Source organism: Actinokineospora sp. UTMC 2448 (assembly GCF_024760565.1).
Classification (GTDB): domain Bacteria; phylum Actinomycetota; class Actinomycetes; order Mycobacteriales; family Pseudonocardiaceae; genus Actinokineospora; species Actinokineospora fastidiosa.
In genome coordinates this window covers 1,319,065-1,343,122 of the sequence record NZ_CP031087.1, presented here as the reverse complement: position 1 = coordinate 1,343,122, position 24,058 = coordinate 1,319,065, and the positions used below count along the sequence as shown (strand labels likewise).

Here is a 24,058-nt window from a genome sequence, read left to right as displayed (position 1 = left end):
GCCGGCGGCTCCGACCGGGGGGTGACCGACCTGATAGGGAGACACCATGAAGTTCCTGCTCATGCTGCACATGAACCCCTCCGCCTGGGAGGCGCTGACCGAGGACGAGCGCCAGGCGGTGATGAACGCCCACGAGGGGTTCATGGCCGCGATCAGGGAGTCCGGCGAGTTCATCAACACCCAGGCGCTGGCCGACCCGTCCACGGCGCGGGTCGTGCGCGTGCGCGACGGCGTGCCCGTGGTCAGCGACGGGCCGTACATCGAGACCAAGGAGTTCCTGGCCGGGTACTACCTGGTCGACTGCGAGAGCCAGGCGCGGGCGCTGGAGCTGGCCTCGATGATCCCGGACGCGGCGGTGCCCGGGATGGGCGTGGAGGTCCGGCAGATCATGTTCGACGCGGGCATGGAGATGTGAGCGGCTTCGAGGCGGACCTGCGGGCGCTGGCCCCGCAGGTCCTCGGGACCCTCGTGCGCAGGCACGGGCAGTTCGACGCGTGCGAGGACGCCGTGCAGGAGGCGCTGCTGGCGGCCGTCACCCAGTGGCCCTCGGGGATGCCGGACGACCCGCGCGCGTGGCTGCTGACGGTGGCCACGCGCAGGCTGACCGACATGTGGCGCAGCGAGTCGGCCCGCCGCCGCCGCGAGGAGGCCGACGCGCTGCGGACCGTCCCGTCGGAGCCGTCGGCGGTGGACGACACGCTGCGGCTGCTGTTCCTGTGCTGCCATCCGGACCTGTCGCCGTCGTCGCAGGTGGCGTTGACGCTGCGCGCGGTGGGCGGGCTGACGACGGCGCAGATCGCCCGGGCGTTCCTGGTGCCGGAGGCGACGATGGCCCAGCGCATCAGCCGCGCGAAGGCCCGCGTGCGGGGCGGGTTCACCGAGCACGATGGCGCGCTGCCCGCCGTGCTCCAGGTGCTGTACCTGATCTTCAACGAGGGCTACACGGCGGGCGCGGGCGCGGACCTGCTGAACACCGACCTGACCGCCGAGGCCATCCGCCTCACCCGCCTGGCCCGCGCGGCGCTGCCCGACGAGCCGGAGGTGACGGCCCTGCTGGCGCTGATGCTCCTCACCGACGCCCGCCGCCCGGCCCGCACCGCCCCCGACGGCGGTCTGGTGCCCCTGGAGGAGCAGGACCGGACGCTGTGGAACCGCGACCAGATCACGGAGGGCGTGCGCCTGGCGTCCTCGGCGATGTCGACGGGTGGGCTCGGGCCGTACCGCCTGCAGGCGGCGATCGCGGCGGTGCACGCGGAGGCGCCGTCGGCGGCGGAGACGGACTGGCGGCAGATCGCGGTCCTGTACCGCATCCTGTCGCGGATCGCGCCGAACCCGATGGTCACCCTGAGCCACGCGGTGGCGGTGGCGATGGTGGAGGGGCCGTCGGCGGGCCTGGCCCTGCTGGACACCCTGGACGACGACAGCCGGGTGGCCCACCACCACCGCCTGGCGGCCGTCCGCGCCCACCTGCTGGAGATGACCGGCGACCCCACCGCCGCCCGCGCCGCCTACCTGGCCGCCGCCCGAGCCACCGCCAGCGCCCCCGAACAGCGCTACCTGACCACCCGAGCCGACCGTCTCCGCCCCGATCCCCCTGACCCTTCCAGATGACCACATCATCTGAGTAAGCCAGATGGTCACATCATCCACGCGACCGCACACCTTCAGCGCCCAGATGACGAGATCATCCGAGCCGTCGGGGATTGGCAAGTTCAGATGATGCGACCATCCGAATGATCAGATCATCTGAATGCTCAAACCATCTGGAATTTGAGCCCCTCTAGATGATCAGACCATCTGGATGCTGAGACCATCTGGATGCTCGGGCCATCCGGATGCTCGGGCCGTCTGGATGATCAGACCATCTGAGTGGGTAGCACCCGGATGATCACGCCATCTGGGTGCAGAACTGCCTGGATGACCAGGCCATCTGGGTGCGGAGCCGCCTGGATGATCAGACCCTTCGGATGATGAGGTCATCTGGATGATCAGGTCATCTGGATGACCAGGACATTCGCACGGTCGGGCCAGTCGGAGGGTCGGGGCCTTCGGATCGGGAAATCATCCGGTTCGGCGCGCTTCAAATGGCCTGATCATCTGAACAGTCAGGCTGCTCGGGTGTTGCGCTCATTCAGATGGTCTCATCATCCAGATGGTCCGATCATTCGAATGATGTCGTCATCTGGATGATGGGATCATCTAGGTCATCCCGCTGGCGTGAAGGTCACGGTTCTGCCGGTGGCAGCCAGGAGGAGGTCTCCCAAGGGGGCGTGGCGGGCCTCGCCGGTGCCGGACGTCCAGTCGGCGTCCGTGGCTACCAGGCGGATGGTGCGGAAGCGTTTGCGGGCGCCGTAGAACCGGCTGGCCAGGACGTGTTCCAGGGCGGCCACCGTCTGCTCCTCCGGCATCTCCCGCACCCGTCCCAGGGCGCGGGCCACGTCCTGGCCGTGGACCAGGGCGTCCACCAGGGGGTCGAGGAGGCCCGACCCGGGAGCACGGCGGGGTGAGCCCGCCGTCTCCCGCAGTTGGGCGACCAGCTCCACCCGGTCGAACCGGGCGGCCCGCTCCGTCGCCGCGCGGGCGACCATCCGGTTGAAGTCGCCGCGGGCGCGGATCGCCCCCACGATGCACTCGCGCCAGCCCGTGCGGGTCGACAAGGTCATGTGGGCGGCCACGTCGTGGACCGTCCAGCCGGGACACAGCGACGGGGCGCGCCACTCGGCGTCGGTCAGGGCGTCCAGGAAGTCCGCCAGGCTCAGCCGCTCGGCGCGGGTCCAGTCAGGAATCACCGATCTCCTCCAGTCGTCGGCGCGCGTGGGCGCGTTCGGGTTCCGTTCCGGCCAGCTCCAGCGCCTGCCGGTAGGCCGCGGCGGCGTCGGCGACCCTGCCCAGCCGGGTCAGCAGGTCTCCCCGCGCCGACGCGTAGGGGTGGTAGGCGCGCAGCCGCGGCTCGTCCGCCAGCTCGTCCAGCAGCGCCAGCCCCGCCTCCGCGCCGTCCCGCATCGCGACGGCAGCGGCGCGGTTGACGGCGACCACCGGGGACGGCGTCATGGCCAGCAGCACGTCGTACAGCGCCACGATCTGCGGCCAGTCGGTCGACTCCACCGACGCGGCCTCGTCGTGCAGGGCCGCGATCGCCGCCTGCACGCCGTACGGGCCGGGCGCACCCCCGGTCAGCGCGGTCTCCACCAGCGCCCGGCCCTCGTCGATCATCGGACGGTCCCAGCGGGACCGGTCCTGGTCCTCCAGCAGCACCAGCTCCCCGGACGGGCCGGTGCGGGCGTCGCGGCGGGCGAAGACCAGCAGCATCAGCGCCAGCAGGCCCGCGACCTCCCGCTCGCCCGGCAGCAGGCGGCGCAGGATGCGCGCCAGCCGGATGGCCTCCGCCGCCAGGTCGAGCCGCTGGAGGGCGTCACCGGAGCTGGCCGCGTAGCCCTCGGTGAACACCGAGTACACGACCTGCAGCACCCCGGGCAGCCGCGACGGCAGCTCGTCGGCGCCCGGCACGCGGAACGGGATGCGCGCCTCGCGGATCTTGTTCTTCGCCCGCACGATCCGCTTGCTCATCGTCGCGGTCGGGACCAGGAACGCGCGGGCGACCTCGGCCGTGGTCAGCCCGGCCAGGCAGCGCAGCGTCAGCGCCACGCGGTCCTCGGCGGGCAGCGCCGGGTGGGCGCAGGTGAAGAACAGCTGCAGCCGCTCGTCGGGCAGGTCGGCGGTCGCGTCCGCCGGTGGCGCCGGGTCGGCGCGGTCCGCCTCGACCTGCAGGATCGCCAGCCGCGCCGCGTACGTCCGGTCGCGGCGCAGCCGGTCGACCGCCCGGCGCCGGGCAGTGGTCAGCAGCCAGGCGCCGGGCCGGTCCGGGACGCCGTCGACCGGCCAGCGCACCAGTGCCGCCTCGATCGCCTCGGAGGCGACGTCCTCGGCCAGGTCGAGGTCGCCGAAGCGGCGCACGAGGGCGGCGAGCAGCCTGCCCCGCTCCTCGCGGAAGACGGCGGAGTCCACCTCAGAACTCGGCGACCGGCCGGACGACGACCGCCCCGTCCCGCGCCCCCGGGCACCGCCGCGCCCAGTCCAGCGCCACGTCGAGGTCCGGCACGTCGATGATGTAGTAGCCGCCCAGGACCTCGCGCGTCTCCGCGTACGGCCCGTCGGTCACGGTGGCCTCCCCCGCCGCGTCCACCTGGACGGTCGTGGCGGTGGTGAGGTCCTTGAGGGTGTGCCCGGAGACGAACACGCCCGCGTCCTTGACGGTCTTGTCGTAGGCCACCCAGTCCTCGAACGTGCACTGCGCCTCGTCCGCCGAGCCCGCGTAGATCATGAGCATGTACTTCACTGTCCGTCTCCCATCGTCGTCCTACACCTATACGACGAACGGGAGACGGCGGCACGGACCGAGGCGCCGAGAAAGTTCTCAGGGCGCCGCCGGGGTCGACACCGCGTCCCCGATCACCGGACCGCTGACCTCCGGCTGGTCGATCACCGGCTCCTCGATGACCGGGTCCTCGATCGCGGGCTCCTCGATCACCGGGTCCTCGATCACCGGCGCCTCCGCAGCGGGCTCGCCGACCACCGGGTCAGGCCCCCACACCGGCACCGGTCCCCACAAGGGCACCGGTCCCCACATGGGCACGGGCTCCCACACCGGCACCGGGTAATGCACCACGACCGGCTCGCCCATCTCCTGCAGGTACGCCTCGATCACGCTGAGCAGCGAGTTGACCAGCGTGGCCACCGCCGTCGGCGGCCGGTACGGGTCCCACGGCCAGGAGTCCCGGATCTGCGCCGCCAGCGCGTCGGCCTCGTCGAGCAGTCCGAACGCCCGCTCCGACCGCGCCACCTCGTAGGCGGCGGCGATCGCGGGCGGCAGGTCGGTGACGGCCTCGATCAGGGCGAAGGAGTCGCCCGCCGTCACGGCGGTCGCGATGCGCTCGTGCAGTGCCGTCAGGTCGGACTCGACGGTCCGGGGCTCGCTCTCGGCGACCACCGGGGTCGTCGCGATGGCGAGGCCCGTGGCCGCCGTGGACATCACGCCCACGGCCATGACAGCGGCCGCGATCCGCCCGAGGTGTCGATTCATCGAAGTTCCTCTCCGGTTTGGTCCACTGCCCCCTTTCAACCGCTACCAGGCGCAATCAAAGGACACCATATGATCACCCATTGTGATCACCCCGGCTTCACCCGGTCCGGATACGGCGGTCGCGGTACGGGCGACCACCATCGGGGCCGGAATGGGACATTCCGTCACGGACGGCCAGAATTGCTCCACGCCGGATAACTCGATCAGGCATCATCGCGTGCCGTCGGATCAATAACGCGTGTCGCGCCCGTTTACCACCGCGAGGCGACCAGCGGCCGCAGCGCGGCGTCGAGGTCCGGGCAGATCGAGACGATCTCGTGGACGCCGGTCAGGTGCAGCGTGCGCAGCACCGGCCCCGGCCGGGCCGCGACGCGCAGCCGCCGTCCCCGGTGCAGGCAGTGGTAATGCGCCCTGATCAGCAGGGGCGCGGTGCCGACGCTGAGGTATCCCACCTCGGTCAGGTCCACCACGACGAGCATCTTGGCGGAGTTCTCCCCGCAGGCCTCCTCGACCTGCTGGCGCCACGGCTCCTCGCCCGCAAGGTCGATGCGCCCCCGCGCGGCGACCACGACGGCGGAGCGCGTCCGCCGGGTGGTCACGACCAAGGGCGTCACGAAACTCCTCCAGCCACACAAGGGGGATTGCCCGGTCACACCAGGCCCACGGACTATAACGGAGCGATCACCGCCGCGGACCCGACCACCCGTTCGCCGACCCGAATGCCACTCAAATCACACTCCAATCGCTGAATTACGCGAGCATCACACGCGTTCGGTCACGGCCCGGGGTTATGTTCACCCACATGCGCCCCACGTCCCGGCTCTGGTTCGGCCTCACGGCCCTGGTCGCGCTGGCCGGGCTCGCCGTGCAGACCACCGTCTCGATCACGGCGACCAGCGGTCAGTTCGAGACCGCAGCAGGCCGCGTCTTCACCATGCTCTGCTACTTCACGATCCAGTCGAACCTGATCGTCTGCCTCACGCACGCCCTGCTCGCGCGCGATCCGAACCGCACGGGACCGGTGTTCGCGGCGTTCCGCCTGGCGGGCCTCATCGGCATCGCGGTGACCGGCGTCGTCTACCACACGGTCCTGCGCTCGCTCTATGACCTGACCGGCCTCGCGCACCTCGCGGACCTGCTGCTGCACACCGCGACCCCGATCCTGACGGTCGTCGGCTGGCTGCTGTTCGGCCCGCGCGCCCGGATCGGGCTCCGGACGGCGCTGCACGCGCTGCTGTTCCCCGCGCTGTACCTGGTGTTCACGCTGATCCGCGGCCCGATCGCGGAGTTCTACCCGTACCCGTTCCTCGACGTGGCGCTGAACGGCTACGGCAGCGTCCTGCTGAACAGCCTGGCCGTCGCCGCGCTGTTCCTGCTCCTGGCCTTCGGCGCGCTCGCGCTGGACCGCGTGCTCACGCGGGCGCCAGCCGAGGCGGGAAGCCCCCGGTAGCGATCGGCCCCCACCGCTGGATCTCCACCCGGATCAGGCATTTGCCCTGGCGCACCATCGCGGCGCGGTAGTCGTCCCAGTCGGGGTGCTCGCCGGAGATCGACCGGTAGTACTCGACCAGCGGCTCCAGCGCGTCCGGCAGGTCGAGCACCTCGGCCCGGCCGTCGACCTGCACGTACGGCCCGTTCCAGTCGTCGGAGAGCACGCACGCCGAGACCGAGGGGGTGCGCCGGATGTTGCGCGCCTTCGCCCGCTCGGGATAGGTGGACACGACCAGCCTGCCCGCAGTGTCGACGCCCGCCGAGACCGGCGACAGCTGCGGCGTCCCGTCCGCCCTGGTCGTGACCAGCACGCACCGCGAGCGGCCCCGCAGGAAAGAGATCAACTCATCGCGTCCGGGATGCTCAGCGGTGGCGATTCTGGGCGACATGCCACTCGACACTACGGCAGGTCGAAGAACGCCACCGCGCGTTCCTCCAGGCTGCCCAGGTACACCCGGCCGTCGTGCTCCCGGACCCCGGTGACCATGTGGTAGCCGACACCGGCGCCGTAGAAGTCGTGCAGCACCTGGCCGGTGCCGCCGTCGATCGCCCGTACCCACACGGTCTTCTTCTCCGCGGGCTGCAACCGCTCCGGCAGCCGCCACAGCGCCTTGCGCAGCGCGGGCGGGGTCCGCAGCAGCAGGTCGAGGCGCGGGTCGCGCGGGTTGGCGAAGGCGATCCAGATGTGCCCGTCGCTGCCGGTGGAGATGTTGTCGGGGAAGCCGGGCAGGTTGTCGGCGATGACGTCGAACTCGCCCGCCCGCGCGCCGGAGAGCCACAGCCGGATCAGCCGGTACTCCCACATCTCGGCGAAGACCACGAAGGACTCGTCCGGGGCGAGCGCGACGCCGTTGGGGAACTGCAGGCCGCTGCGCAGGACGTCGACCGTGCCGTCCGGGGTGCGGCGCAGGAACCGGCCGGTCCCGGTGTGCTCCAGCAGGTCGGCCTTCCAGTGGGTCAGCTCGAACCGCTGGGTGGAGTCGGTGAAGTAGATCGTGCCGTCCGCGGTGACGGCGGCGTTGTTGCACAGGTGCAGCTGCGGGCTCCTGGGCACCAGCGTCTCCACCGCGCCCGTCACCCGGTCGACGGCCAGCAGGCCGCGCTTGGCGTCGCACACCAGGAGTCGACCATCGGGCAGGTGTTCCAGCCCCAACGGGCGGCCCCCGGTGTCGGCGATCGTGTCCAGCCGCCGCCCGTCGGAGGTGAGCCGCAGGACGCGGCCGTCGTCGACGCCGGTGTAGACGTTGCCCTTGTCGTCGACCAGGACGTCCTCGGCCCCGCTGCCGTTGACGTGCCAGACGGTCAGCGGCGGCAGCGACGGCGGGGGCCTGCGGCCGGCGCGGGGCGCCTTCCAGACGACGGGCTCGATCGCGGGCCTGCGCATCATCGGCTCCTTCTGGTCGGCGTCTCCCCCATCCTGACGAGCGGGACCGGATGCCACCACCGCAGGTAGCATCCGCGCTGCTCCCGACGATGCAGTTCACCCACGCCCTTTCAAGGTTCAGGGAGCAGGCCGTGCACTTCACCAGGGAGCACGTCGACCAGGCCATCGACCATGTGATCCAGACCAATGGCGCGCTGACGAACTACTCGCAGCTGTTCAGCGCGGCCGGTCTGCCCTCGGCCGACCCGCAAGTGATCGACGAGTTCATGACCCAGTTCCACCAACGCTGCGCCGAGCGCGGCCTGCCGCCGCTGGACGCCCTGGTGGTGCACGCCGCAGGCCCCAGACGCGACTTCCCCGACGCCGCCTATTTCCGGCTCAACAACCAGCCCGACCCGCTGATCGTCACCGCCACCATCGCCGACAAGCGCGACGCGACCACGTTCTGGCTGCACCAGATCCAGACGTGCAAGCTGTGGTCCACGCGCACGAGCCGCCAATAGTCAAGGCACGATGACGACTTTGCCCCTACCATGCCCGGTCTCGACGTCGCGGTGCGCGGCGGCCGCGTCGGCGAGCGGGTACGTCGCGCGGACGTGGACACGCGGGTGCGCCGCGGTCAGCGCGGCGAGCCGGTCGGCCGACCGCCTGCTGAACAACGCCCGCACCCCGAGTTCGTCGACCAGGTCGAACGCCACGAGCGTCCCGATCCGCGACCGGTCGGCCACCAACTCGACCGACGCCCGCAACGCCTCCGCCCCCGCCCCGTCGAGCGCCGCGTCCACACCGTTCGGCGCGACCGCCCGGACGCGTTCGACGAGCCCGGGTCCGTAGGTGACGGGGATGGCGCCCAGCTCGCGCAGGTACTCGTGGTTGGCCGCGCCGGCCGTGCCGATCACGGTCGCGCCCCGTTGTTTGGCAAGCTGCACAGCCACCGTCCCGACCCCGCCCGCTGCGGCGTGCACGAGCAGCGTGTCACCCGCGCCCACCCGCAGGTCTTCGAGCGCGGTGTGGGCGGCCTGGCCACTGCCGGACAAGCCACCCGCCTGCTCGAAGGACATGGCCGCAGGCTTGACCACGACCTGATCGACGTTGACGACGACGTATTCGGCGTAGCAGGCGAGAACCGCGAACCCGACGACGGCGTCCCCCGGGGCGAAGGCGGTGACGTCCGGGCCGAGCAGGTCGACCACGCCCGCGAACTCGTTGCCCAACAGCTGGGGATGCCGGATCTCGATCCCCCTGGGCGCCCACCCCTGCCGAACACCGACGTCGAACGGCTGCACACCAGCCGCTTTGACCCGCACGCGGATCTGGCCGGAACCGGGCAGGGGGTCGGGTAGGTCGACCAGTTCGAGGACATCAGGACCACCGGCAGCGGTGGCGACAACGGCCTTCACGACTGCGCGCCGTTCAGTTGGTTCATGACGGCGATCGTGCAACCTCCACTATGGAAGAGGTCAAGTGCCCAGACGCCATCGCATGTAGCGCTGGGCGAGCGCAGCACGCGTGGCGGTACAGCGGCCCTGCCGCACCCAGCTTGTCCACATCCCAGCGAGGTAGACGGCCCACGGGGTCAGCGCGGCTTCCGCGTCGGCCGACCAGGTTCCCCGGCTCCGCGCCCATGATTCGGCCTCGGCAGGGAAGTGTCCGCGCTCGATGAGCCGCACGATCAGGTAGGCGGTGTCCACCCAGGCCGCGCCCCTGCCCGGCATCCCCCAGTCGATCACGCGGGCGGAAGGACCGCACAGCAGGAACTGGTCCCCGTGCAGGTCGGTGTGAACAAGCCGATCGCCGTCGACCAATGCGGGCAGCTCGGCGGAGAGCGCGTCCAGTCGGGCGGGGTCGAGGCCGTGCACGGCTTCCGGTTGGGCGACGGCGAGGTCACGCCACCAGTGCGTCTCCGGCCAGCGCATGGTCAACGGACGCAGGTCCGGTGCCCTGACCTCGGCAATCCGTTCGACGACCTGGGCGACCGGGGCGAGATCGGGCGACCCTGGCGAGAGGTCCGCGGGTCGACCCGACACGTGCTCGAAGCCCACCACCAGCCAGTCGTCACCATCGACCGCGACATCCTCGGAGAACAGGACTTCGGGGGCGATGCCGACAACATGCCGAGCGGCGGCTGTCTCGTTGCGCAACCACCGCATCGCGGGACGGCGACCTCGGACGCCCTTGAGGAAGACCCGACGCGAGTCACCGAGGTGCAGCACGCAGGTGATGTCGCTGCTCTGCCCGACCACGACCCGTTCGATGACGGAGATCGGGCCCGCGTGCCGCTCCACCGACAGACGAACAGCGCCCGGCAGGTCGTCCCAGGACAGCTTCGCGGGCATCAGGCCTCCTACCGGGCCGCGTCGCCCTTGTGCGGCCGGGAGTCACCCTAGCGCCGCAGCGAACTTCCTGCGCGTGTCGGAGTTCTCGTTCCCGTCGCCACCTGAGGCGTTGCAGTTGCCGTCCTCGTGGCAGGGGCCGCAGGACGCAGAGCTCGGCCACAACTCGGCGTCCACGAAGAAACCCGCCTGCCGGATCGCATCGACTGTGTCCGCCCGCGCCTGCCCCGGTGCGCCACCATCGTGGTCGATGTGGTGGATGTACCGGCCGCAGACACGCTCGCAGAATTCGTGGTAGGCACGGGTGTCGAGCCAGATGAAGGTGTGCCACCCGATGTCAACCTGCCTGCTGGGCGACAACGGAGAGACATCCCGTCCTGTGCTGCCGCAGGTGGCGGCGATCCTCGCGGACAACCGGCGCACCAGCGATTCGAGACCAGGGACCTGCCATAGCGGAGGGTGGGATGGGCGTTCCAGTAATGGCAGGCAATCGCTCTTTGGTCAGCCGCCGGCCGAGGGAGCGGCGACACTTGATGGTTCACCGCACGTGGGCGATGAGGTTCCGGATCGCGGTGGGGGTGAGGGGGAGGGTGGCGTTCGGGTTCTTGCTGTCGCGGGCGGCGCTCAGGTCTTGTCGCAGCTCGACGCAGTCACTCTGGTTGCCGGAGCGGGACGACTTACGCCAGTTCATGGGCTCACCCTCTCTATCAGTCGCTCGATCATACTGCGGCTTTCCGCAGCCGAAAGGGCGATCTTGTTCAGCGTCGACCGCAACCCTAGGTATACGTCGACCTCCTCGTCATGGAGGTCGACACTGCTGCGCTGCAGCTCAACGTGCACGATCGGCGGGCAGGACGGGAACTCGATCAGCATCCAGGAGTGCAGCATCGCCGCATGTGGTTGGCGACGGACGATACGGACGCCGACACCCCTGGTCCCTACGTCGTGAAGATGGCTGAGCTGCTCGGCAAGCGCCTCCCTGCCGCCGTAGGCAGTGTGTAGCACGGCCTCGTGGATGAACGCGGTGTAGTCGATCGTGGGAAGGACCTGCTGCCTTCGCAGTCGAGCCAGCCAACGCATCTCGGCTTCCGCATCTGAAGCGCCATCGATCTTCATGAAGCCCATCGCGTAGGCGCAGGTCTGCAACATTCCGGGCACGAGCGCGTTGGACCAGTTCGTCACCACGTTCGCCGTTGCCTCATAGCCTGCCAACGTCCCTACATCGGCTGTGACGCCGGGAAGTGGTCGTGACCACCAGCCGGGCAGATTGGGTGCCCTGACGGTCGCGCAGATGCTCTCCCGCTCCGCGTACGGGACCTTGTACACCGTCAGCAGGCTGGCCACGTCCTCGACGGTGATGTGGCGTTTGCCGTTCTCGGTCCTGCTGAGTGTGGGGGTGGAGATCCCTACGGCAGCGGCGGCCTGTTCGAGGGACAGGTCGGTCCGCTCGGTGCGGATGGTGCGGAGCAGGGCGCCGATGGCGCGATCCCTTGCCTGCGACGGTTTCCGAGCGCCTCCCATTGTGCCGACCCTTTCTCAGCTCGCAATCGCGTGTCAGGTCGGCAAACTATCTTGATCGGGAGGCGTCCGGCTTGGCCTTTCAGGTACCACGGATGAGTGATCTATCTGTATGTCAGCAACTCGCGATTAGGGCCCTCGAAGTGCCCGTGGTCATTGAACGACACCAGGGACGAACCGGAGCGGCCGACCACGATCTTGGTGATGGCGGCATTGACCACGACCCTGTTCAACGCCACCAGACCCGCTGGTCCCAAGCCCAGCAGGCCCGCGCACAGGGCCGCGATCACGCCGCCGGAGGTGAAGACCAGGGCGGTTCCCGCACGTGAAACCTCAGCGAGGGCGGCGGTGCCCGCGGCGGCGAAGTCCGCAAATGAGCCTGCTGCGCCCGCGACCCTGCCTTCGGTAACCCACGTGTGCAGCGCGCGATCCAGCGCCGACTGGTAATCGCGGGGATCGGTCGGCAGCGGGTCGACGAAGGCCGCTACCAGGCCCAAGTGGTCGTACTCGTTCCAGCGCGCGTCCGCCACGCACGGCACCGACAGGCCCGCGGCGGCCAACGCGATCTCGGCGGTGGCCTTCTGCCGCGACAGCGTCCCCGACAGCACCGACACCGGCTGCACGCCCCGCGACGCCAGTTCCGCGCCGACGATCTTCGCCTGGCGCTCGCCCGTCGGGGACAGCACGTCGTAGTCCGCCTGGCCGAAGGACGCCTGGCCGTGGCGGACGAGGTAGATGACGCTCACCGGCCCGCCACCTCCCGGCAGCGCCACTCCAGGTAGCCCACGAACATCCAGAAGTCCTTGAACCGCTCGTTGTGGGTCTGCCCGTGGTGGTACCGGTAGTAGATCTGCTGCATGATCACCGCGAGCCGGAACAGGCCGAACACCTCGTAGAAAGCCCAGTTGGCCGGGCGCAGGCCGGAGGCGGCGCAGTAGTGGTCGACCAGTTCCGCGCGGGTCAGCATGCCGGGCACGTGGGTGGGCTGGCGGCGGGCCTGCTGGAAGACGGCGTCGTCGCCGGGCTCGATCCAGTACGCGACCGCGCCGCCGAGGTCCATCAGCGGGTCGCCCAGGGTGGACATCTCCCAGTCGAGGACGCCGACGATGTCCAGGGCGTCGTCGAGCACGACGTTGTCGAAGCGCCAGTCGTTGTGGATGACGACCGTGGCCACGTCGTCGGGCTGGTGCTCGGCGAGCCAGGCCATGACCGACTCGAAGTCGGGCACGTTCTCCGTGCGGGCGGCGCGGTAGCGCGTGGACCAGCCGCTCACCTGCCTGCCGACGTAGCCCGCGCCTTTGCCCAGGTCGGCAAGGCCCGCCGTGGCCGGGTCGACCCGGTGCAGGTCCACCAGCCGGTCGAACAGGGCCGTCGACAGCTTCCGCGCCCCGGCCTCGTCCAACGCCATCCCCGGCGGCAGCTCGCCGCGCAGGATCGTGCCCGGGATGCGCTCCATGACGTAGAAGTCCGAGCCCAGGACGGCGTGGTCGTCGCAGAACCCGATCACCGTCGGCACGTACGGGTACACCGGCTTGAGCCCGCGCTGCACGCGGTACTCGCGGCGCATGTCGTGCGCCGACGCGGCCTTGCGGCCCACCGGCGGGCGACGCAGGATCAGCTCCCGGCCGGGATAGGTCAGCAGGTACGTCAGGTTCGACGCCCCGCCGGGGAACTGCCGCACCGACGGCGTCCCGTCCAGCTCCACAATGGACTTCAACCAGCTGTCGACCGCGGCGACGTCGAAGCTGTCCTCGCCGCGGACCGAACCGGGCTCGTCCCTCACGACATCCTCGCCACGACGCCCAGCGGCAGGTGCCGCATCGCGAAGCCCAGCACGCTCCACGGCCACCGGGGCACGCACGCGCTGCCGGTCTCGCTCTCGATCGCCTTCACCATCGCGGTCACGCCGGTCCTGGTGTCGACCATGAGCGGGGTCTTGGCGACGCGCTCGTTCATCTCCGAGCGGATGTAGCCGGGGTGGATGGTGGTGACCTTGATCGGCGTGCGGGCCACGTCGGCGCGGATGCCCTCGGCGAGCGCGGAGACGCCCGCCTTGGTGGCCGCGTAGGTCGTCAGGTTGCGCGGCATGCCCCGCATGGCGCTCATCGACGAGATCATCACCAGGTGGCCCGCGTTCTGCGCGCGCAGGATCTCCATGGCGGCCTCGCATTGGGCGAGCGCGGCGACGAAGTTGGTCTCGGCGGTCTGCTTGTTGGCCGCGAAGTAGCCCGTGCCGATCGGCTGGCCCTTGCCCAGTCCGGCGTTCACGATCACCCGGTCGAGCGAGCCGAGGTCGTCGCGGAACTCGCCGAACACCTTGAACACCGCGTCGTGGTCGTTGACGTCCAGCGCGCGCACGCTGACCGTGATGCCGGGGTTCGCCGCGGTGATCTCCGCCTTGAGCCCGTCGAGGTTCTCCACCCGGCGCGCCGCGAGCGCGAGGTTGCGGCCGCGCGCGGCGAACTGGCGGGCCATCTCCGCGCCGAGGCCGGAGCTGGCTCCCGTGATCAGGATGTTCTTGCGCGTCATCACTTCTCCATGGCGGGCCGGATGCGGGCCCAGTACTTGGCGACTTGGCGGTCGACGACCCCGGGCAGCAGCCGCTTGAGCAGGTGGGCGCGGCGGCCGTCGCGGTGGGTGTGCACCAGGAACCGGCGGGCGGCGACGCCCGCGATCACCCGCGCGGCCACGTCGTCTGCGGTGACCGTGGCCGAGGCCATCAGCTTCCGGCTGAGCCTGAGCGCGGCCGGGTCCGGGGTGCGCAGCCGGTCGTTGAGGTTGGTCTGGAAGAAACCCGGGCACACGACGGTGGTCGTGATCCCGTACGGGCGCAACTCGTGGCGCAGGGTCTCCGAGAGCGCGAGCACGCCCGCCTTGGTGACGTTGTAGGACGCCATGCCGGGCAGGTTCATGATGGCCGCGAGCGAGGCGATGTTGACCAGGTGGCCCGCGCCCGCCTCCTTGAACACCGGGATGAACTCCGCGCAGCCGCGGACGACGCCGCGCACGTTGATGTCCCAGATCCAGTCCCAGTCGGCGAGCGGGATGCGCTCCATGCGCCCACCCGACCCGACGCCCGCGTTGTTGACCAGCACGTCGAGCCCGCCCCAGTGCTCGGCGCACCACTCGCGGGCGGCGGCCCAGTCGTCGGTGGTGACGTCGAGGGCGCGGTGTTCGGCTCCGATCCCGTCCGCGACCGCCTTCGCCGCGTCACCGTCCACATCGGTCACCAGGACCTGATCGCCCCGGGCGGCGAACCCGCGGGCCAGCGCCGCGCCGAGGCCGGAGCCCGCGCCGGTGACCAGGACCCGGCTCACGACAGGTGCTTCTTCAGCTCAAGGCGGGCGATCACACCCAGGTGGACCTCGTCGGGACCGTCGGCCAGGCGCAGCGACCGCGCGCCGGAGTAGGCGGCGGCCAGCGGGAAGTCGTCGGTCATGCCCGCGCCGCCGTGGAGCTGGATGGCCATGTCGATCACGCCGAGGGCCATGTTCGGCACCGCGACCTTGATCTGGGAGATCTCCGAGCGGGCGGCCATCGCGCCCACGGTGTCGATCTTCCACGCGGCGTGCAGCACCAGCAGCCTGGCCTGCTCGATGGCGATGCGGGCCTGCGCGATGCGCTCGCGGTTGCCGCCGAGGTTGACCAGCGGCTTGCCGAACGCGGTGCGCGTGCTGGCGCGCTTGCAGGCCAAATCGAGCGACTTCTCGGCCAGGCCGATGAGCCGCATGCAGTGGTGGATGCGGCCGGGTCCGAGGCGGCCCTGGGCGATCTCGAAGCCGCGGCCGGGCCCGGCGATGATCGCGCTCGCGGGCAGCCGCACGTCGGTGAAGCTCACCTCGCCGTGGCCGAACGGCTCGTCGTGGCGGCCGAAGACCGGCAGCATCCGCTCGATCGCGACGCCCGGGGTGTCCAGCGGGACCAGGACCATCGAGTGCTGGAGGTACTTGTGCGCGTCCGGGTCGGTCAGGCCCATGAAGATGAGGACCTTGCAGTTGGGGTGGCCGATGCCGGTGGAGAACCACTTGCGGCCGTTGAGCACCACCTCATCGCCCTTGACGACCGCGGTGGCGGCCATGTTGGTGGCGTCGGAGGAGGCGACGTCCGGCTCGGTCATGCAGAACGCGGAGCGGATCTCGCCGTCGAGCAGCGGGGTGAGCCAGCGCTCCTGCTGTTCCGGGGAGCCGTAGAGGTGCAGGACCTCCATGTTGCCGGTGTCGGGGGCGTTGCAGTTGAAGACCTCGGGCGCGATGGCCGAGCGGCCCATCGCCTCGGCCAGCAGGGCGTACTCGACGTTCGTCAGGCCGGAGACCGACGGGAGGAACAGGTTCCACAGCCCGCGCTCGCGGGCCTTGGCCTTCAGCTCGGGGATGACCGGCAGCACCGTCCACGGGTCGTCCAGCCGCGCCAGCTCGCGGTGGTACTCGGGCTCGACCGGCTCGATCTCGGTGGCGATGAACTCGGTGACGCGCGCCAGGTACTCGGCGGCTTTGGCGGAGTGGGCGAAGTCCACGGCGGCCTCCCGACCGGACGACTGCTATTGAACACTGCTCGACAAGGTACCCTCCTTATCGAGCAGCGCTCAACAGCAGGAGGACCATGGACCAGGTGACGCGGCCCACCCGGACCCGGCGCACCGCCGAGGACCGCCGCCGCCAGCTGATCGGCATCGGCCTGCGCATGCTGACCACCCGGCCGATCCACGACATCACCGTCGACGACGTGGCGGCGCAGGCCGGGATCGCGCGCAGCCTGCTGTTCCACTACTTCCCCACCAAGCAGGACTTCTACGTCGAGGTCGTGCGCGCGGCGGGCCGCCGCATGCTGCGCGCGACCCGGGTCGACCCGGACGCGCCCGGTCCGCAGCGGCTGCGCGCGATCGTGGAGGGCTACATCGCCTTCCTGACCCGGCGGCGCTCGCAGTACGTGGGCCTGTTCCGCGCGGGCGGCCAGGGCGACTGGGTGCGCGCGGTGCACGACGAGACCCAGACGGCCCTGACCGAGCGCACCCTGGACGCGCTGGGCCTCGCCGAGCCGGACGAGGTCACCGAACTCGCGGTGCGCGCCTGGTGGGCGTTCGCCGAGGAGCTGACCATCGAGTGGACCGGCCGCGGCCGCACCGACCACGACGCGCTGGTGGAGCTGCTGTTGTCCACTCTGGATGGCCTCGTCCGCCGCTGACCGCCCAACGGGCCCTCGGCGGTCCGCGCGAGTGGCTCAGCCCAGTTCGGTGAGCTGCTTGCGCATGAGCTTTCCGGTGGCGTTGCGGGGGAGCTCGTCGAGGAAGACGACGTCGCGGGGGACCTTGAAGCGGGCCAGGTTGGCCTTGACGTGCTCGCGCAGGTCGTCGGCGGTGACCGTGGCGGGGTTGTCCACGACGACGTAGGCCTTGAGGCGTTGGCCGAACTGCTCGTCGGTGACGCCGAGGACGGCCGCCTCGACCACGCCGGGGTACTCGACCAGCAGGTTCTCGATCTCGGCCGGGAAGACGTTCTCGCCGCCGGAGACGATCATGTCGTCGTCGCGGCCGTCGATGAACAGCCTGCCCTCGGCGTCGAAGTGGCCGATGTCGCCGCTGGAGAGCAGGCCGTCGATCATGTCCTTGGTGCGGCCGTCGGTGTACCCGGCGAAGCTGAGGCCGCTGCCGACGAACACCCGGCCGGTGACGTGCGGCTCGGTGATCGGCTTGCCGTCGTTGTCGTAGAGCACGACCCGGCAGCCCACGGGCGGCTTGCCCACGGTGCCCGGGGCGGCCTTCCAGTCCTCCGGCGTGGCCACGGTGGCGACGGCGACCTCGGTGGACCCGTACAGGTTGTGGATGACGTCGCCGAACGCCTTCGTGGCGCGGTTGCCCAGCTCGGGGGAGAGCGCCGAGCCCGCGGTGAAGAGGATGCGCAGCGAGGACGTGTCGTACTTGGCCAGGACCTCCGGGCCGAGGTCGAGGACGCGCTGCAGCATCGTCGGGACCAGCACGACGGCGGTGGCCCTGTTGGCGGCGATGTCGGCCAGCATCGTCTCCGGGTCGAACTTGCGCCGCAGCACGACGCAGGACCCGAGGGCGAACGACAGGATGAACTGCGACAGCCCGGTCGCGTGGAACAGCGGCGCGCCGAGGACCGTGCACTCCCCCGCGCGCAGCGGCACCCGGTCGAGGAACTGGGCGGCGGCCAGCGGGGAGCGGACCTGGCGGGGCGCGCCCTTGGGGGTGCCGGTGGTCCCGCTGGTCAGCAGCACCATGCCGCCGGGCTCGGCGGGCGCGGGCAGCGGCTTGTCGTCGGCCTCGGCGATCAGCTGCTCCAGCGTCGTGCCGCCCTCGCCCCAGGACAGGAACCGCGGAACGGACACCGCCTCGGCGAGGTCGGCGAACTCCTCGTCGTGCACGAAGACGGTCACGCCCTCGCGCTCGGCCACGTCGATCAGCTGCGGGCGGGCGAAGCCGGTGTTCATGAGCAGCAGCCGGGCTCCGATCTTGCCCGCGGCCAGCATGGTCTCGACGGCCCCTCGGTGATCGCGCGCGAGCAGGGCGACCACGGACTTGTCGGTGACACCCCGCTGCTGGAGCGCGCGGGCGAGCGCGTTGGAGCGGGTGTCGAGCTCGTGGAAGGTCAGCGGGCCGCGCTCGTCGACCAGCCCGACGGCGGTCTTGTCCCTGGTCGCGGCCACCTGCGCGGCCCCGGCGATCGGCCCGAGCCTGCGCACGGCGAGCGCGGACTTGAGCACGTGGTCGGGACGCGACAGCGGCACGAGCCCGGCCCTGCGCATCACGTCGACGCTGCGCACCGCCACCTTGGCCTTGGTGAGGATCTCGGACACCACGCCTCCCCGGCTGTTACTGATGGGTAACACCGTGCCCCAGGCCCCTCGGCCCCGTCAACCACGCGTCCGGGAACTCGTCGCGGGGGGCGCAAAACGGGACGCACGGGACACTGGGGGAGAGCAAGATCCGGCCCGTGCGGGGAGACGGCGCCTGCTCCCGCTGGCCGAAAGTGAGGCAGGCTGTCGGTCCCCGGCGGCAGAATCACCTCGTGCTGGTCGCGGTGGTACCCACGGGGGACGGTCGGGGCAGGGCCCGCGTGCTGGGCTCCGCCACGACCGTCGAGACCGACGACCTCGCCGGGTGGATGGCAGGCATGGAGGCCGAGGGGCCGCGGTGGATCGTGCCCTCGGCCGAGGAGCTGTACCCGGCGCTGCTCGAGCGCGGGGTCCGGCTGGGCCGGTGCCACGACCTCGGGCTGGTCGAGGCGCTGCTGCTCGCCTTCGCCGAGACGCCGAGGCGGCCGAGGAACCTGGCGGCGGCCTGGGCCCGGTTGCGGGGCGGGCCGGAGCCCGCCGACCCCCGGCCGATCGCCAAGGGCGAGCAGCCGACGCTGTTCGAGCCCGACCGCGGGACCACGCCCGCCGGGGTCGACGTGCTGGACGCCATCGAGGCCGTCCACGCCGACCAGGAGCGGCGCATCGCCGCGACCGCGCATCCCGAGCGGCTGCGGCTGCTGGCGGCAGCGGAGTCCGCCGGGGCGCTGGCCGCTGCCGAGATGACCCACCACGGGCTGCCCTGGCGGGCCGACATCCACGCCGAGCTGCTGGTCACCGCGTTGGGCCCGCGGCCATCGCCCGGGGGGCGGCCCGCGAAGCTGGCGGCGCTGGCCGACCGGATCACCGCGGCGTTCCACGGCCGGGCGGTCAACCCGGACGCGCCCGCGAGCATCGTGGCCGCGTTCGCCAGGGAGGGCATCGAGATCCCGTCGGCGCGGGCGTGGGTGCTGCGGGAGGTCGACCACCCGGCCGTCGAGCCGCTGCTGGAGTACAAGGAGCTGGCGCGGCTGTACGTCGCGCACGGGTGGTCGTGGCTGGAGAGCTGGGTCGACGGCGGGCGGTTCCGCCCGGAGTACGTCGTCGGCGGCGTGGTCTCCGGGCGGTGGGCGACGCGCGGCGGGGCGGCGCTGCAACTGCCCAAGCTGCTGCGAACGGCCGTGCGCGCCGATCCCGGCTGGTCGCTGGTGGTCGCCGACGCCGCCCAGCTGGAGCCGCGCGTGCTCGGCGCGCTGGCCGAGGACCAGCGGTTCGCCGAGGTGTCGGCGTCGGTCGACCTCTACACCAGCCTCGCCGCGGACGCCTTCGGCGGCGACCGGGGCCGGGCGAAGATCGCCATGCTCTCGGCGATGTACGGCGGCACCAGCGGCGAGGCCGGACCGCTGCTGGCCGTGCTGCGCAAACGCTTCCCGCGCGCGGTCGACTACGTCGAGCACGCTGCCCGCGCCGGAGAGCAGGGCCGGGTCGTGCGCTCGCGCCTGGGCCGCACCAGCCCGCCGCCGAGCGAGGCGTGGCGCGAGCTGACGTCCACCGACGAGACCGCGGGCCGCAGGGCCGCCCGCGACTGGGGGCGGTTCACCCGCAACTTCGTCGTGCAGGCCAGCGCGGCCGACTGGGCGCTGACGATGCTCGCCGCGCTGCGCCGCCGTCTGGCAGCGAGCGAGGCGGCGATCGTCTTCTTCCAGCACGACGAGGTCATCGTGCACTGCCCGGCCGCCGACGCCCCCGCCGTCGCCGCCGAGTTCGACGCGGCCGCCGCCGAGGCCACCGGCCTGGTCTTCGGGCGGACACCCGTGCGCTTCCCGCTCCAGGCAACCGTCGTGGACTGCTACGCCGACGCCAAGTGATGGCACGATTGATCAATGACGGGCAAGGTCCGGAACTCCACCAGCGTCGGCGGCAACGCCTCGGGCATCTTCACCCAGGCGGGTGGCAACGTCCGCATCTTCTTCGGCAGCCCGTGGCTGCCGTACGCGGTGGTGATCGCCGTGATCGCCCTCGGCGCGGCGCTGGTGCTCGCCCTGGTCGGCGACGAGCCCGCCGCGCCCGCGGGGCAGTCCCAGCCGCCGCCCGTCCCGGCCACCGCCGCGCCGACGACCACCGCGGCTGCCGTCGAGCCCACCACGACGGCAGCCGACCCGCGGCCCACCACCGAGACCACCGCCGCCGGACCGGCCACCGGGTTCCGGCGCGTGTACTCGCAGGTCTGGGCTGTGCAGCAGGTGAACGTCGACGTCATCCCGCCGAGTCCGGGCAGCGGGTCGGCGGTCTTCACCCTCGACTACCTCCAGGGCATCGGCGGCGCCCCCACCCACGCGGACCTCTACGCGGGCTCGAACATGTACCAGCGGCAGCGGACGCTGGCGGAGTGGCGCGGCGCGGGTGTGCCCGACGGCGAGGAGTGCCAGGACGCGATCCGGCGGTTCGGCACCGCGCGGCTGTCCCTGGCCGAGGGCGGCGTCTACTGCGCGGAGAGCCCGCGCGGCCGGATCGTGGTGCTCAGCGACGTCGAGTTCCACGAGAGGGACGCGTTCGCCCTGCTCACCGTCTGGGCGCGGGACTAGCGCACAAACCTTCAAGACCGCGCCCGCTCCGCTGAGTACAACGCCGGGTGTGGAGACTGTGGGATTCATCGGACTGGGTGTCATGGGCTCGCCCATGGCCGTCAACCTCGCGCGATCCGGCACCCCGGTGGTCGTGTGGAACCGCACCCCCGCCAAGTGCGCACCCGCGCTGGCGGCGGGCGCCGAGCAGGGCGAGAGCGTGGCCGCGGTGTTCGACCGCGCCGAGATCGTGTTCCTGATGCTGGCCGACGAGGCCGCCGTCGACGCCGTGCTCGATCGCGGCGGCCCGGCGTTCGGGCCGAGGGTGCGCGGGCGGGTCGTCGTGCAGATGGGGACGCTCGCGGCCACCTACTCGCAGGCGCTCGAAGCCGACATCGCCGCGGCGGGCGGGGACTACGTGGAGGCGCCGGTCTCCGGGTCCAAGGGGCCCGCCGAGAGCGCGACGCTGGTGGGCATGGTCGCAGGCAGCGCGGCGGAGCGGGTGCGGCCGCTGATGGCGGCGATGTGCTCGCGGGTGGTCGACTGCGGCGCCGTCCCGGGCGCTCTGCTGATGAAGTTCGCGGTCAACCTGCACCTGATCACGCTGGCCACCGGGCTCGCCGAGGCGTTCCACTTCGCCGAGGAGCACGGCCTGGACACCGTGCGGCTGGCGGAGATCCTCGACAACGGGCCGATGTCGTCGGCGCTGTCGCGGGCCAAGACCGCCAAGCTGGTCGCCGGGGACCTCGCCGTGCAGGCCGCGTGCGCGGACGTCCTCAAGAACAACCAGCTCATCGCGGGCGCCGCCCGCGCCAACGGCACGGCGTCACCGCTGCTGGACGCCTGCCACGCGCTGTTCACCGAGACCGTGGCGCTCGGCCACGGCAAGTCCGACATGATCGCGGTGATCCACGCCCTGCGCGAGCGAACCGGATGACCGCCACGCCGCCGGGGTGAGGCCGAAGGCGCCCTTGAACATGCGCGTCAGGTGCGCCTGGTCGGCGAACCCGGCGGCCACGGCCACCTCGCTCAGCGGCCGTCCCGCGCGGATCAGCCCGCGGGCGATGTCGAGCCTGCGCAGCGTCCGGAACCGGGTGGGGCTGGTGCCGAACGCGGCCCGGAACTGGCGGGCCATCGACCACCGGTCGCACCCGGCGACGCGCTCCAGCTCGGCGACGCTGTGCGGGACGGTCGGGTCGTCGATCAGCAGCGACCGCACGCGGGTCATCGCGGCGATGTCGATGGCGGCGCGGCCGCGGCGGGGCGCGGCGTGCGCGCGGAGCAGGTCGGCGATCGCCGTGGTCAGCTCGACGGCGGCGAGGTCGTCGAGCGGGTCGTCGATGTCGGCGAGGCGGGCGGTCATGATCGGGTCGGCGCGGCTGACCACCGGGTCGGCCACGAACGGCAGCGGCGCGCCGCCGAGCGCGGACTGCACCAGGGCGGGGTCGAGGTAGAAGATCCGGTAGCGGAAGCCCGCGTCGGTCCCGGCAGCGCCGTCGTGCGGCTCGTCGGGGTGCAGGATGTGCCACTCCCCCGGCAGGCACTGCCGCCGCTCGCCGCGGAAGCGGAAGGTCTGCACGCCCGAGAGCGTCATCCCGATGGCGTAGGTGTCGTGGCGGTGGGTGGAGAAGGCCGCGCCCAGCAGGGACGCCTCGAACCGCTCGATGCCCTCGGCCCCGCCGCCGAAGCGGAGCCTGAACCCGGCCTCCATCAGGCGCTCCGCACCAGGCTGGAGTCCACTTCGGACACGCTGCGCCTGCCGCACAGGCCCAGCGTCAGGTCGAGGTCGGCGAGCAGGCCGCGCAGCACGTGCCGCACGCCGTCCTCGCCGCCGAGGCCGAGGCCGTAGACGTAGGGGCGGCCGATCAGCACCGCGTCGGCGCCGAGGGCGAGCGCCTTGAGCACGTCCGCGCCCGTGCGGACGCCGGAATCGAACAGCACCGACATGCGCGAGCCGACGGCCGAGGCGATCTCCGGCAGCATCTCCAGCGCGCCGACCGCGCCGTCGACCTGCCTGCCGCCGTGGTTGGACACCACGATGCCGTCCATGCCCGCGTCGGCGGCGCGGCGGGCGTCGTCGGGGTGCTGGATTCCCTTGAGGACGATCGGGCCGTCCCAGTGCTCGCGCAGGAACGGCAGGCGGTCCCAGCTCTTGTCCTGCCCGGTGAACAGCGACACCCAGCGCAGCACGGCCATCGCCTGGTCGTCGGCGGGGGACTTGGCCAGCCCGGCGAGGAACGCGGGGTCGGTGAAGGCGTTGGCCACGCCGGTCGCGCGCAGGAACGGCAGGTAGGCCTGGTCGAGGTCCTGCGGGCGCCAGGCGAGGGTCCAGGTGTCGAGGGTGACCACCAGCACCTCGTACCCGGCGCGCTTGGCGCGCTGGAGCAGGCTCGCGCACACCTCGGGCTCGTTGGGCCAGTACAGCTGGAACCAGCGCGGCCCCGCGGCCTCGGCGACCTCCTCCAAGGCGTAGGAGGACGCGGTGGAGAGCACGATCGGCACGCCCAGCGCCTTGGCCGCGCGGGCGGTGGCGAGCTCGCCGTCGGGGTGCACGATCGACTGCACGCCGATGGGGGCGAGCAGCACGGGCGCGGGCATGGCGGTGCCGAGGACGGTGGTGTCGAGGGTCCGCTCGGTGGCGTCGGCCAGCATCCGGGGCACGATCCGCCACCGGTCGAAGGCGGCGCGGTTGGCGCGCATGGTCGCGCCCGAGCCCGCGCCGCCCGCGACGTAGCCGAAGGGTCCGGGCGCGAACGCCTCGGCGGCGACGGCCTCGAGCCGGGTCGCGTCGGTGGTGAACGGCGGGGTCTTCTCGGCCAGCCCCTGCAGGTAGATCTCGTTCTGGTAGCCGGAGTGCTGGCCCATCGCGCGTCCTCACCGTCGGGGGTCGGGTCCGCGA

General features: G+C 71.6%; 27 protein-coding genes. 8 read left to right on the top strand and 19 right to left on the bottom strand.

Annotated elements, in window-relative coordinates:
* The first annotated feature begins 46 nt into the window (after positions 1-46).
* Together Actkin_RS06365 and Actkin_RS06360 are read left to right on the top strand one after the other, a co-directional pair.
* Positions 47-415 (top strand): YciI family protein, encoded by a 369-nt coding sequence (locus tag Actkin_RS06365; protein WP_258906349.1) that lies wholly within the window; start codon positions 47-49, stop codon positions 413-415.
* Complete coding sequence (locus tag Actkin_RS06360) at positions 412-1,611, top strand: RNA polymerase sigma factor (RefSeq protein WP_258906348.1); 1,200 nt, start codon at positions 412-414, stop codon at positions 1,609-1,611. Before Actkin_RS06365 ends, Actkin_RS06360 begins: the two co-directional genes overlap by 4 nt.
* Before the next feature lie 593 nt (positions 1,612-2,204).
* Here Actkin_RS06360 and Actkin_RS06355 read toward each other — a convergent pair.
* The 5 genes from Actkin_RS06355 to Actkin_RS06335 form a co-directional block, all read right to left on the bottom strand.
* Positions 2,205-2,789 carry a maleylpyruvate isomerase family mycothiol-dependent enzyme gene (locus Actkin_RS06355; RefSeq protein ID WP_258906347.1) on the bottom strand — a complete coding sequence of 195 codons (585 nt, stop codon included), beginning with the start codon at positions 2,787-2,789 and terminating at the stop codon, positions 2,205-2,207.
* Entirely contained in the window at positions 2,779-4,005 is a 1,227-nt protein-coding gene (locus tag Actkin_RS06350; RefSeq protein ID WP_258906346.1) for an RNA polymerase sigma factor, read from the bottom strand. The genes Actkin_RS06355 and Actkin_RS06350 overlap by 11 nt, the downstream gene beginning before the upstream one ends.
* Before the next feature lies 1 nt (position 4,006).
* A complete protein-coding gene (locus Actkin_RS06345) occupies positions 4,007-4,336 on the bottom strand; it encodes a YciI family protein (RefSeq protein WP_189212211.1) in 330 nt (109 codons plus the stop codon).
* A gap of 78 nt (positions 4,337-4,414) precedes the next feature.
* The gene (locus Actkin_RS06340) at positions 4,415-5,080 is read right to left on the bottom strand and encodes a hypothetical protein (RefSeq protein ID WP_258906345.1); all 666 of its coding nucleotides are present in this window, start codon (positions 5,078-5,080) and stop codon (positions 4,415-4,417) included.
* 251 nt (positions 5,081-5,331) lie between these two features.
* Positions 5,332-5,694 carry an STAS domain-containing protein gene (locus Actkin_RS06335; RefSeq protein ID WP_189212213.1) on the bottom strand — a complete coding sequence of 121 codons (363 nt, stop codon included), beginning with the start codon at positions 5,692-5,694 and terminating at the stop codon, positions 5,332-5,334.
* A 188-nt stretch (positions 5,695-5,882) separates the two neighbouring features.
* On the opposite strand from Actkin_RS06335, the gene Actkin_RS06330 reads away from it, so the two are divergent.
* Complete coding sequence (locus Actkin_RS06330; protein ID WP_258906343.1) at positions 5,883-6,530, top strand: Pr6Pr family membrane protein; 648 nt, start codon at positions 5,883-5,885, stop codon at positions 6,528-6,530.
* On the opposite strand, the gene Actkin_RS06325 is transcribed toward Actkin_RS06330, so the two are convergent.
* Positions 6,493-6,960, bottom strand: coding sequence for a PPOX class F420-dependent oxidoreductase (locus Actkin_RS06325; protein WP_258906342.1), 468 nt, complete (start codon positions 6,958-6,960; stop codon positions 6,493-6,495). The genes Actkin_RS06330 and Actkin_RS06325 overlap by 38 nt on opposite strands.
* A gap of 11 nt (positions 6,961-6,971) precedes the next feature.
* Positions 6,972-7,955 (bottom strand): SMP-30/gluconolactonase/LRE family protein, encoded by a 984-nt coding sequence (locus tag Actkin_RS06320; RefSeq protein WP_189212216.1) that lies wholly within the window; start codon positions 7,953-7,955, stop codon positions 6,972-6,974.
* Between the two features lie 131 nt (positions 7,956-8,086).
* Between Actkin_RS06320 and Actkin_RS06315 the strand changes: the two genes are divergently transcribed.
* Entirely contained in the window at positions 8,087-8,458 is a 372-nt protein-coding gene (locus Actkin_RS06315; RefSeq protein ID WP_189212217.1) for a hypothetical protein, read from the top strand.
* On the opposite strand, the gene Actkin_RS06310 is transcribed toward Actkin_RS06315, so the two are convergent.
* From Actkin_RS06310 to Actkin_RS06270, 9 genes are all read right to left on the bottom strand, one after another.
* Positions 8,459-9,355: an NADP-dependent oxidoreductase gene (locus Actkin_RS06310; protein ID WP_258906341.1), complete on the bottom strand. Its 897-nt coding sequence runs from the start codon at positions 9,353-9,355 to the stop codon at positions 8,459-8,461.
* Positions 9,356-9,415: 60 nt separating this feature from the next.
* On the bottom strand, positions 9,416-10,291 hold the full coding sequence (locus tag Actkin_RS06305; protein ID WP_258906339.1) for a phosphotransferase family protein: 876 nt from the start codon (positions 10,289-10,291) through the stop codon (positions 9,416-9,418).
* A gap of 535 nt (positions 10,292-10,826) precedes the next feature.
* The gene (locus Actkin_RS06300; RefSeq protein WP_258906338.1) at positions 10,827-10,979 is read right to left on the bottom strand and encodes a DUF397 domain-containing protein; all 153 of its coding nucleotides are present in this window, start codon (positions 10,977-10,979) and stop codon (positions 10,827-10,829) included.
* The gene (locus Actkin_RS06295; protein ID WP_258906336.1) at positions 10,976-11,809 is read right to left on the bottom strand and encodes a helix-turn-helix domain-containing protein; all 834 of its coding nucleotides are present in this window, start codon (positions 11,807-11,809) and stop codon (positions 10,976-10,978) included. The genes Actkin_RS06300 and Actkin_RS06295 overlap by 4 nt, the downstream gene beginning before the upstream one ends.
* A 101-nt stretch (positions 11,810-11,910) precedes the next feature.
* Complete coding sequence (locus Actkin_RS06290) at positions 11,911-12,552, bottom strand: histidine phosphatase family protein (RefSeq protein WP_258906335.1); 642 nt, start codon at positions 12,550-12,552, stop codon at positions 11,911-11,913.
* Entirely contained in the window at positions 12,549-13,589 is a 1,041-nt protein-coding gene (locus Actkin_RS06285) for a phosphotransferase family protein (RefSeq protein WP_258906334.1), read from the bottom strand. The genes Actkin_RS06290 and Actkin_RS06285 overlap by 4 nt, the downstream gene beginning before the upstream one ends.
* Positions 13,586-14,338, bottom strand: a complete 753-nt coding sequence (locus Actkin_RS06280; protein WP_229787106.1) for an SDR family oxidoreductase — start codon at positions 14,336-14,338, stop codon at positions 13,586-13,588. Before Actkin_RS06280 ends, Actkin_RS06285 begins: the two co-directional genes overlap by 4 nt.
* Positions 14,335-15,123, bottom strand: coding sequence for an SDR family NAD(P)-dependent oxidoreductase (locus Actkin_RS06275; protein WP_258906333.1), 789 nt, complete (start codon positions 15,121-15,123; stop codon positions 14,335-14,337). Before Actkin_RS06275 ends, Actkin_RS06280 begins: the two co-directional genes overlap by 4 nt.
* Positions 15,120-16,319 (bottom strand): acyl-CoA dehydrogenase family protein, encoded by a 1,200-nt coding sequence (locus Actkin_RS06270; protein ID WP_258906332.1) that lies wholly within the window; start codon positions 16,317-16,319, stop codon positions 15,120-15,122. The genes Actkin_RS06275 and Actkin_RS06270 overlap by 4 nt, the downstream gene beginning before the upstream one ends.
* A gap of 86 nt (positions 16,320-16,405) precedes the next feature.
* On the opposite strand from Actkin_RS06270, the gene Actkin_RS06265 reads away from it, so the two are divergent.
* Positions 16,406-16,987, top strand: a complete 582-nt coding sequence (locus Actkin_RS06265) for a TetR/AcrR family transcriptional regulator (RefSeq protein ID WP_258906330.1) — start codon at positions 16,406-16,408, stop codon at positions 16,985-16,987.
* Positions 16,988-17,023: 36 nt separating this feature from the next.
* Here Actkin_RS06265 and Actkin_RS06260 read toward each other — a convergent pair whose 3' ends face one another.
* Complete coding sequence (locus Actkin_RS06260; RefSeq protein WP_258907866.1) at positions 17,024-18,568, bottom strand: acyl-CoA synthetase; 1,545 nt, start codon at positions 18,566-18,568, stop codon at positions 17,024-17,026.
* A 263-nt stretch (positions 18,569-18,831) separates the two neighbouring features.
* Between Actkin_RS06260 and Actkin_RS06255 the strand changes: the two genes are divergently transcribed.
* From Actkin_RS06255 to Actkin_RS06245, 3 genes are read left to right on the top strand one after another with little or no spacing between them, the layout of a single operon-like run.
* Positions 18,832-20,463, top strand: a complete 1,632-nt coding sequence (locus tag Actkin_RS06255; RefSeq protein ID WP_258906329.1) for a bifunctional 3'-5' exonuclease/DNA polymerase — start codon at positions 18,832-18,834, stop codon at positions 20,461-20,463.
* A gap of 15 nt (positions 20,464-20,478) precedes the next feature.
* Positions 20,479-21,180, top strand: a complete 702-nt coding sequence (locus Actkin_RS06250; RefSeq protein WP_258906328.1) for a hypothetical protein — start codon at positions 20,479-20,481, stop codon at positions 21,178-21,180.
* Positions 21,181-21,229: 49 nt separating this feature from the next.
* On the top strand, positions 21,230-22,096 hold the full coding sequence (locus Actkin_RS06245; RefSeq protein WP_229787108.1) for an NAD(P)-dependent oxidoreductase: 867 nt from the start codon (positions 21,230-21,232) through the stop codon (positions 22,094-22,096).
* Here the strand turns inward: Actkin_RS06245 and Actkin_RS06240 are convergent.
* Both Actkin_RS06240 and Actkin_RS06235 read right to left on the bottom strand, forming a co-directional pair.
* Positions 21,986-22,870, bottom strand: coding sequence for an AraC family transcriptional regulator (locus tag Actkin_RS06240; protein WP_189212231.1), 885 nt, complete (start codon positions 22,868-22,870; stop codon positions 21,986-21,988). The two genes, Actkin_RS06245 and Actkin_RS06240, sit on opposite strands and share 111 nt — an antisense overlap.
* Positions 22,870-24,024, bottom strand: coding sequence for a lactate 2-monooxygenase (locus tag Actkin_RS06235; RefSeq protein WP_258906325.1), 1,155 nt, complete (start codon positions 24,022-24,024; stop codon positions 22,870-22,872). The genes Actkin_RS06240 and Actkin_RS06235 overlap by 1 nt, the downstream gene beginning before the upstream one ends.
* Positions 24,025-24,058: the final 34 nt, after the last annotated feature.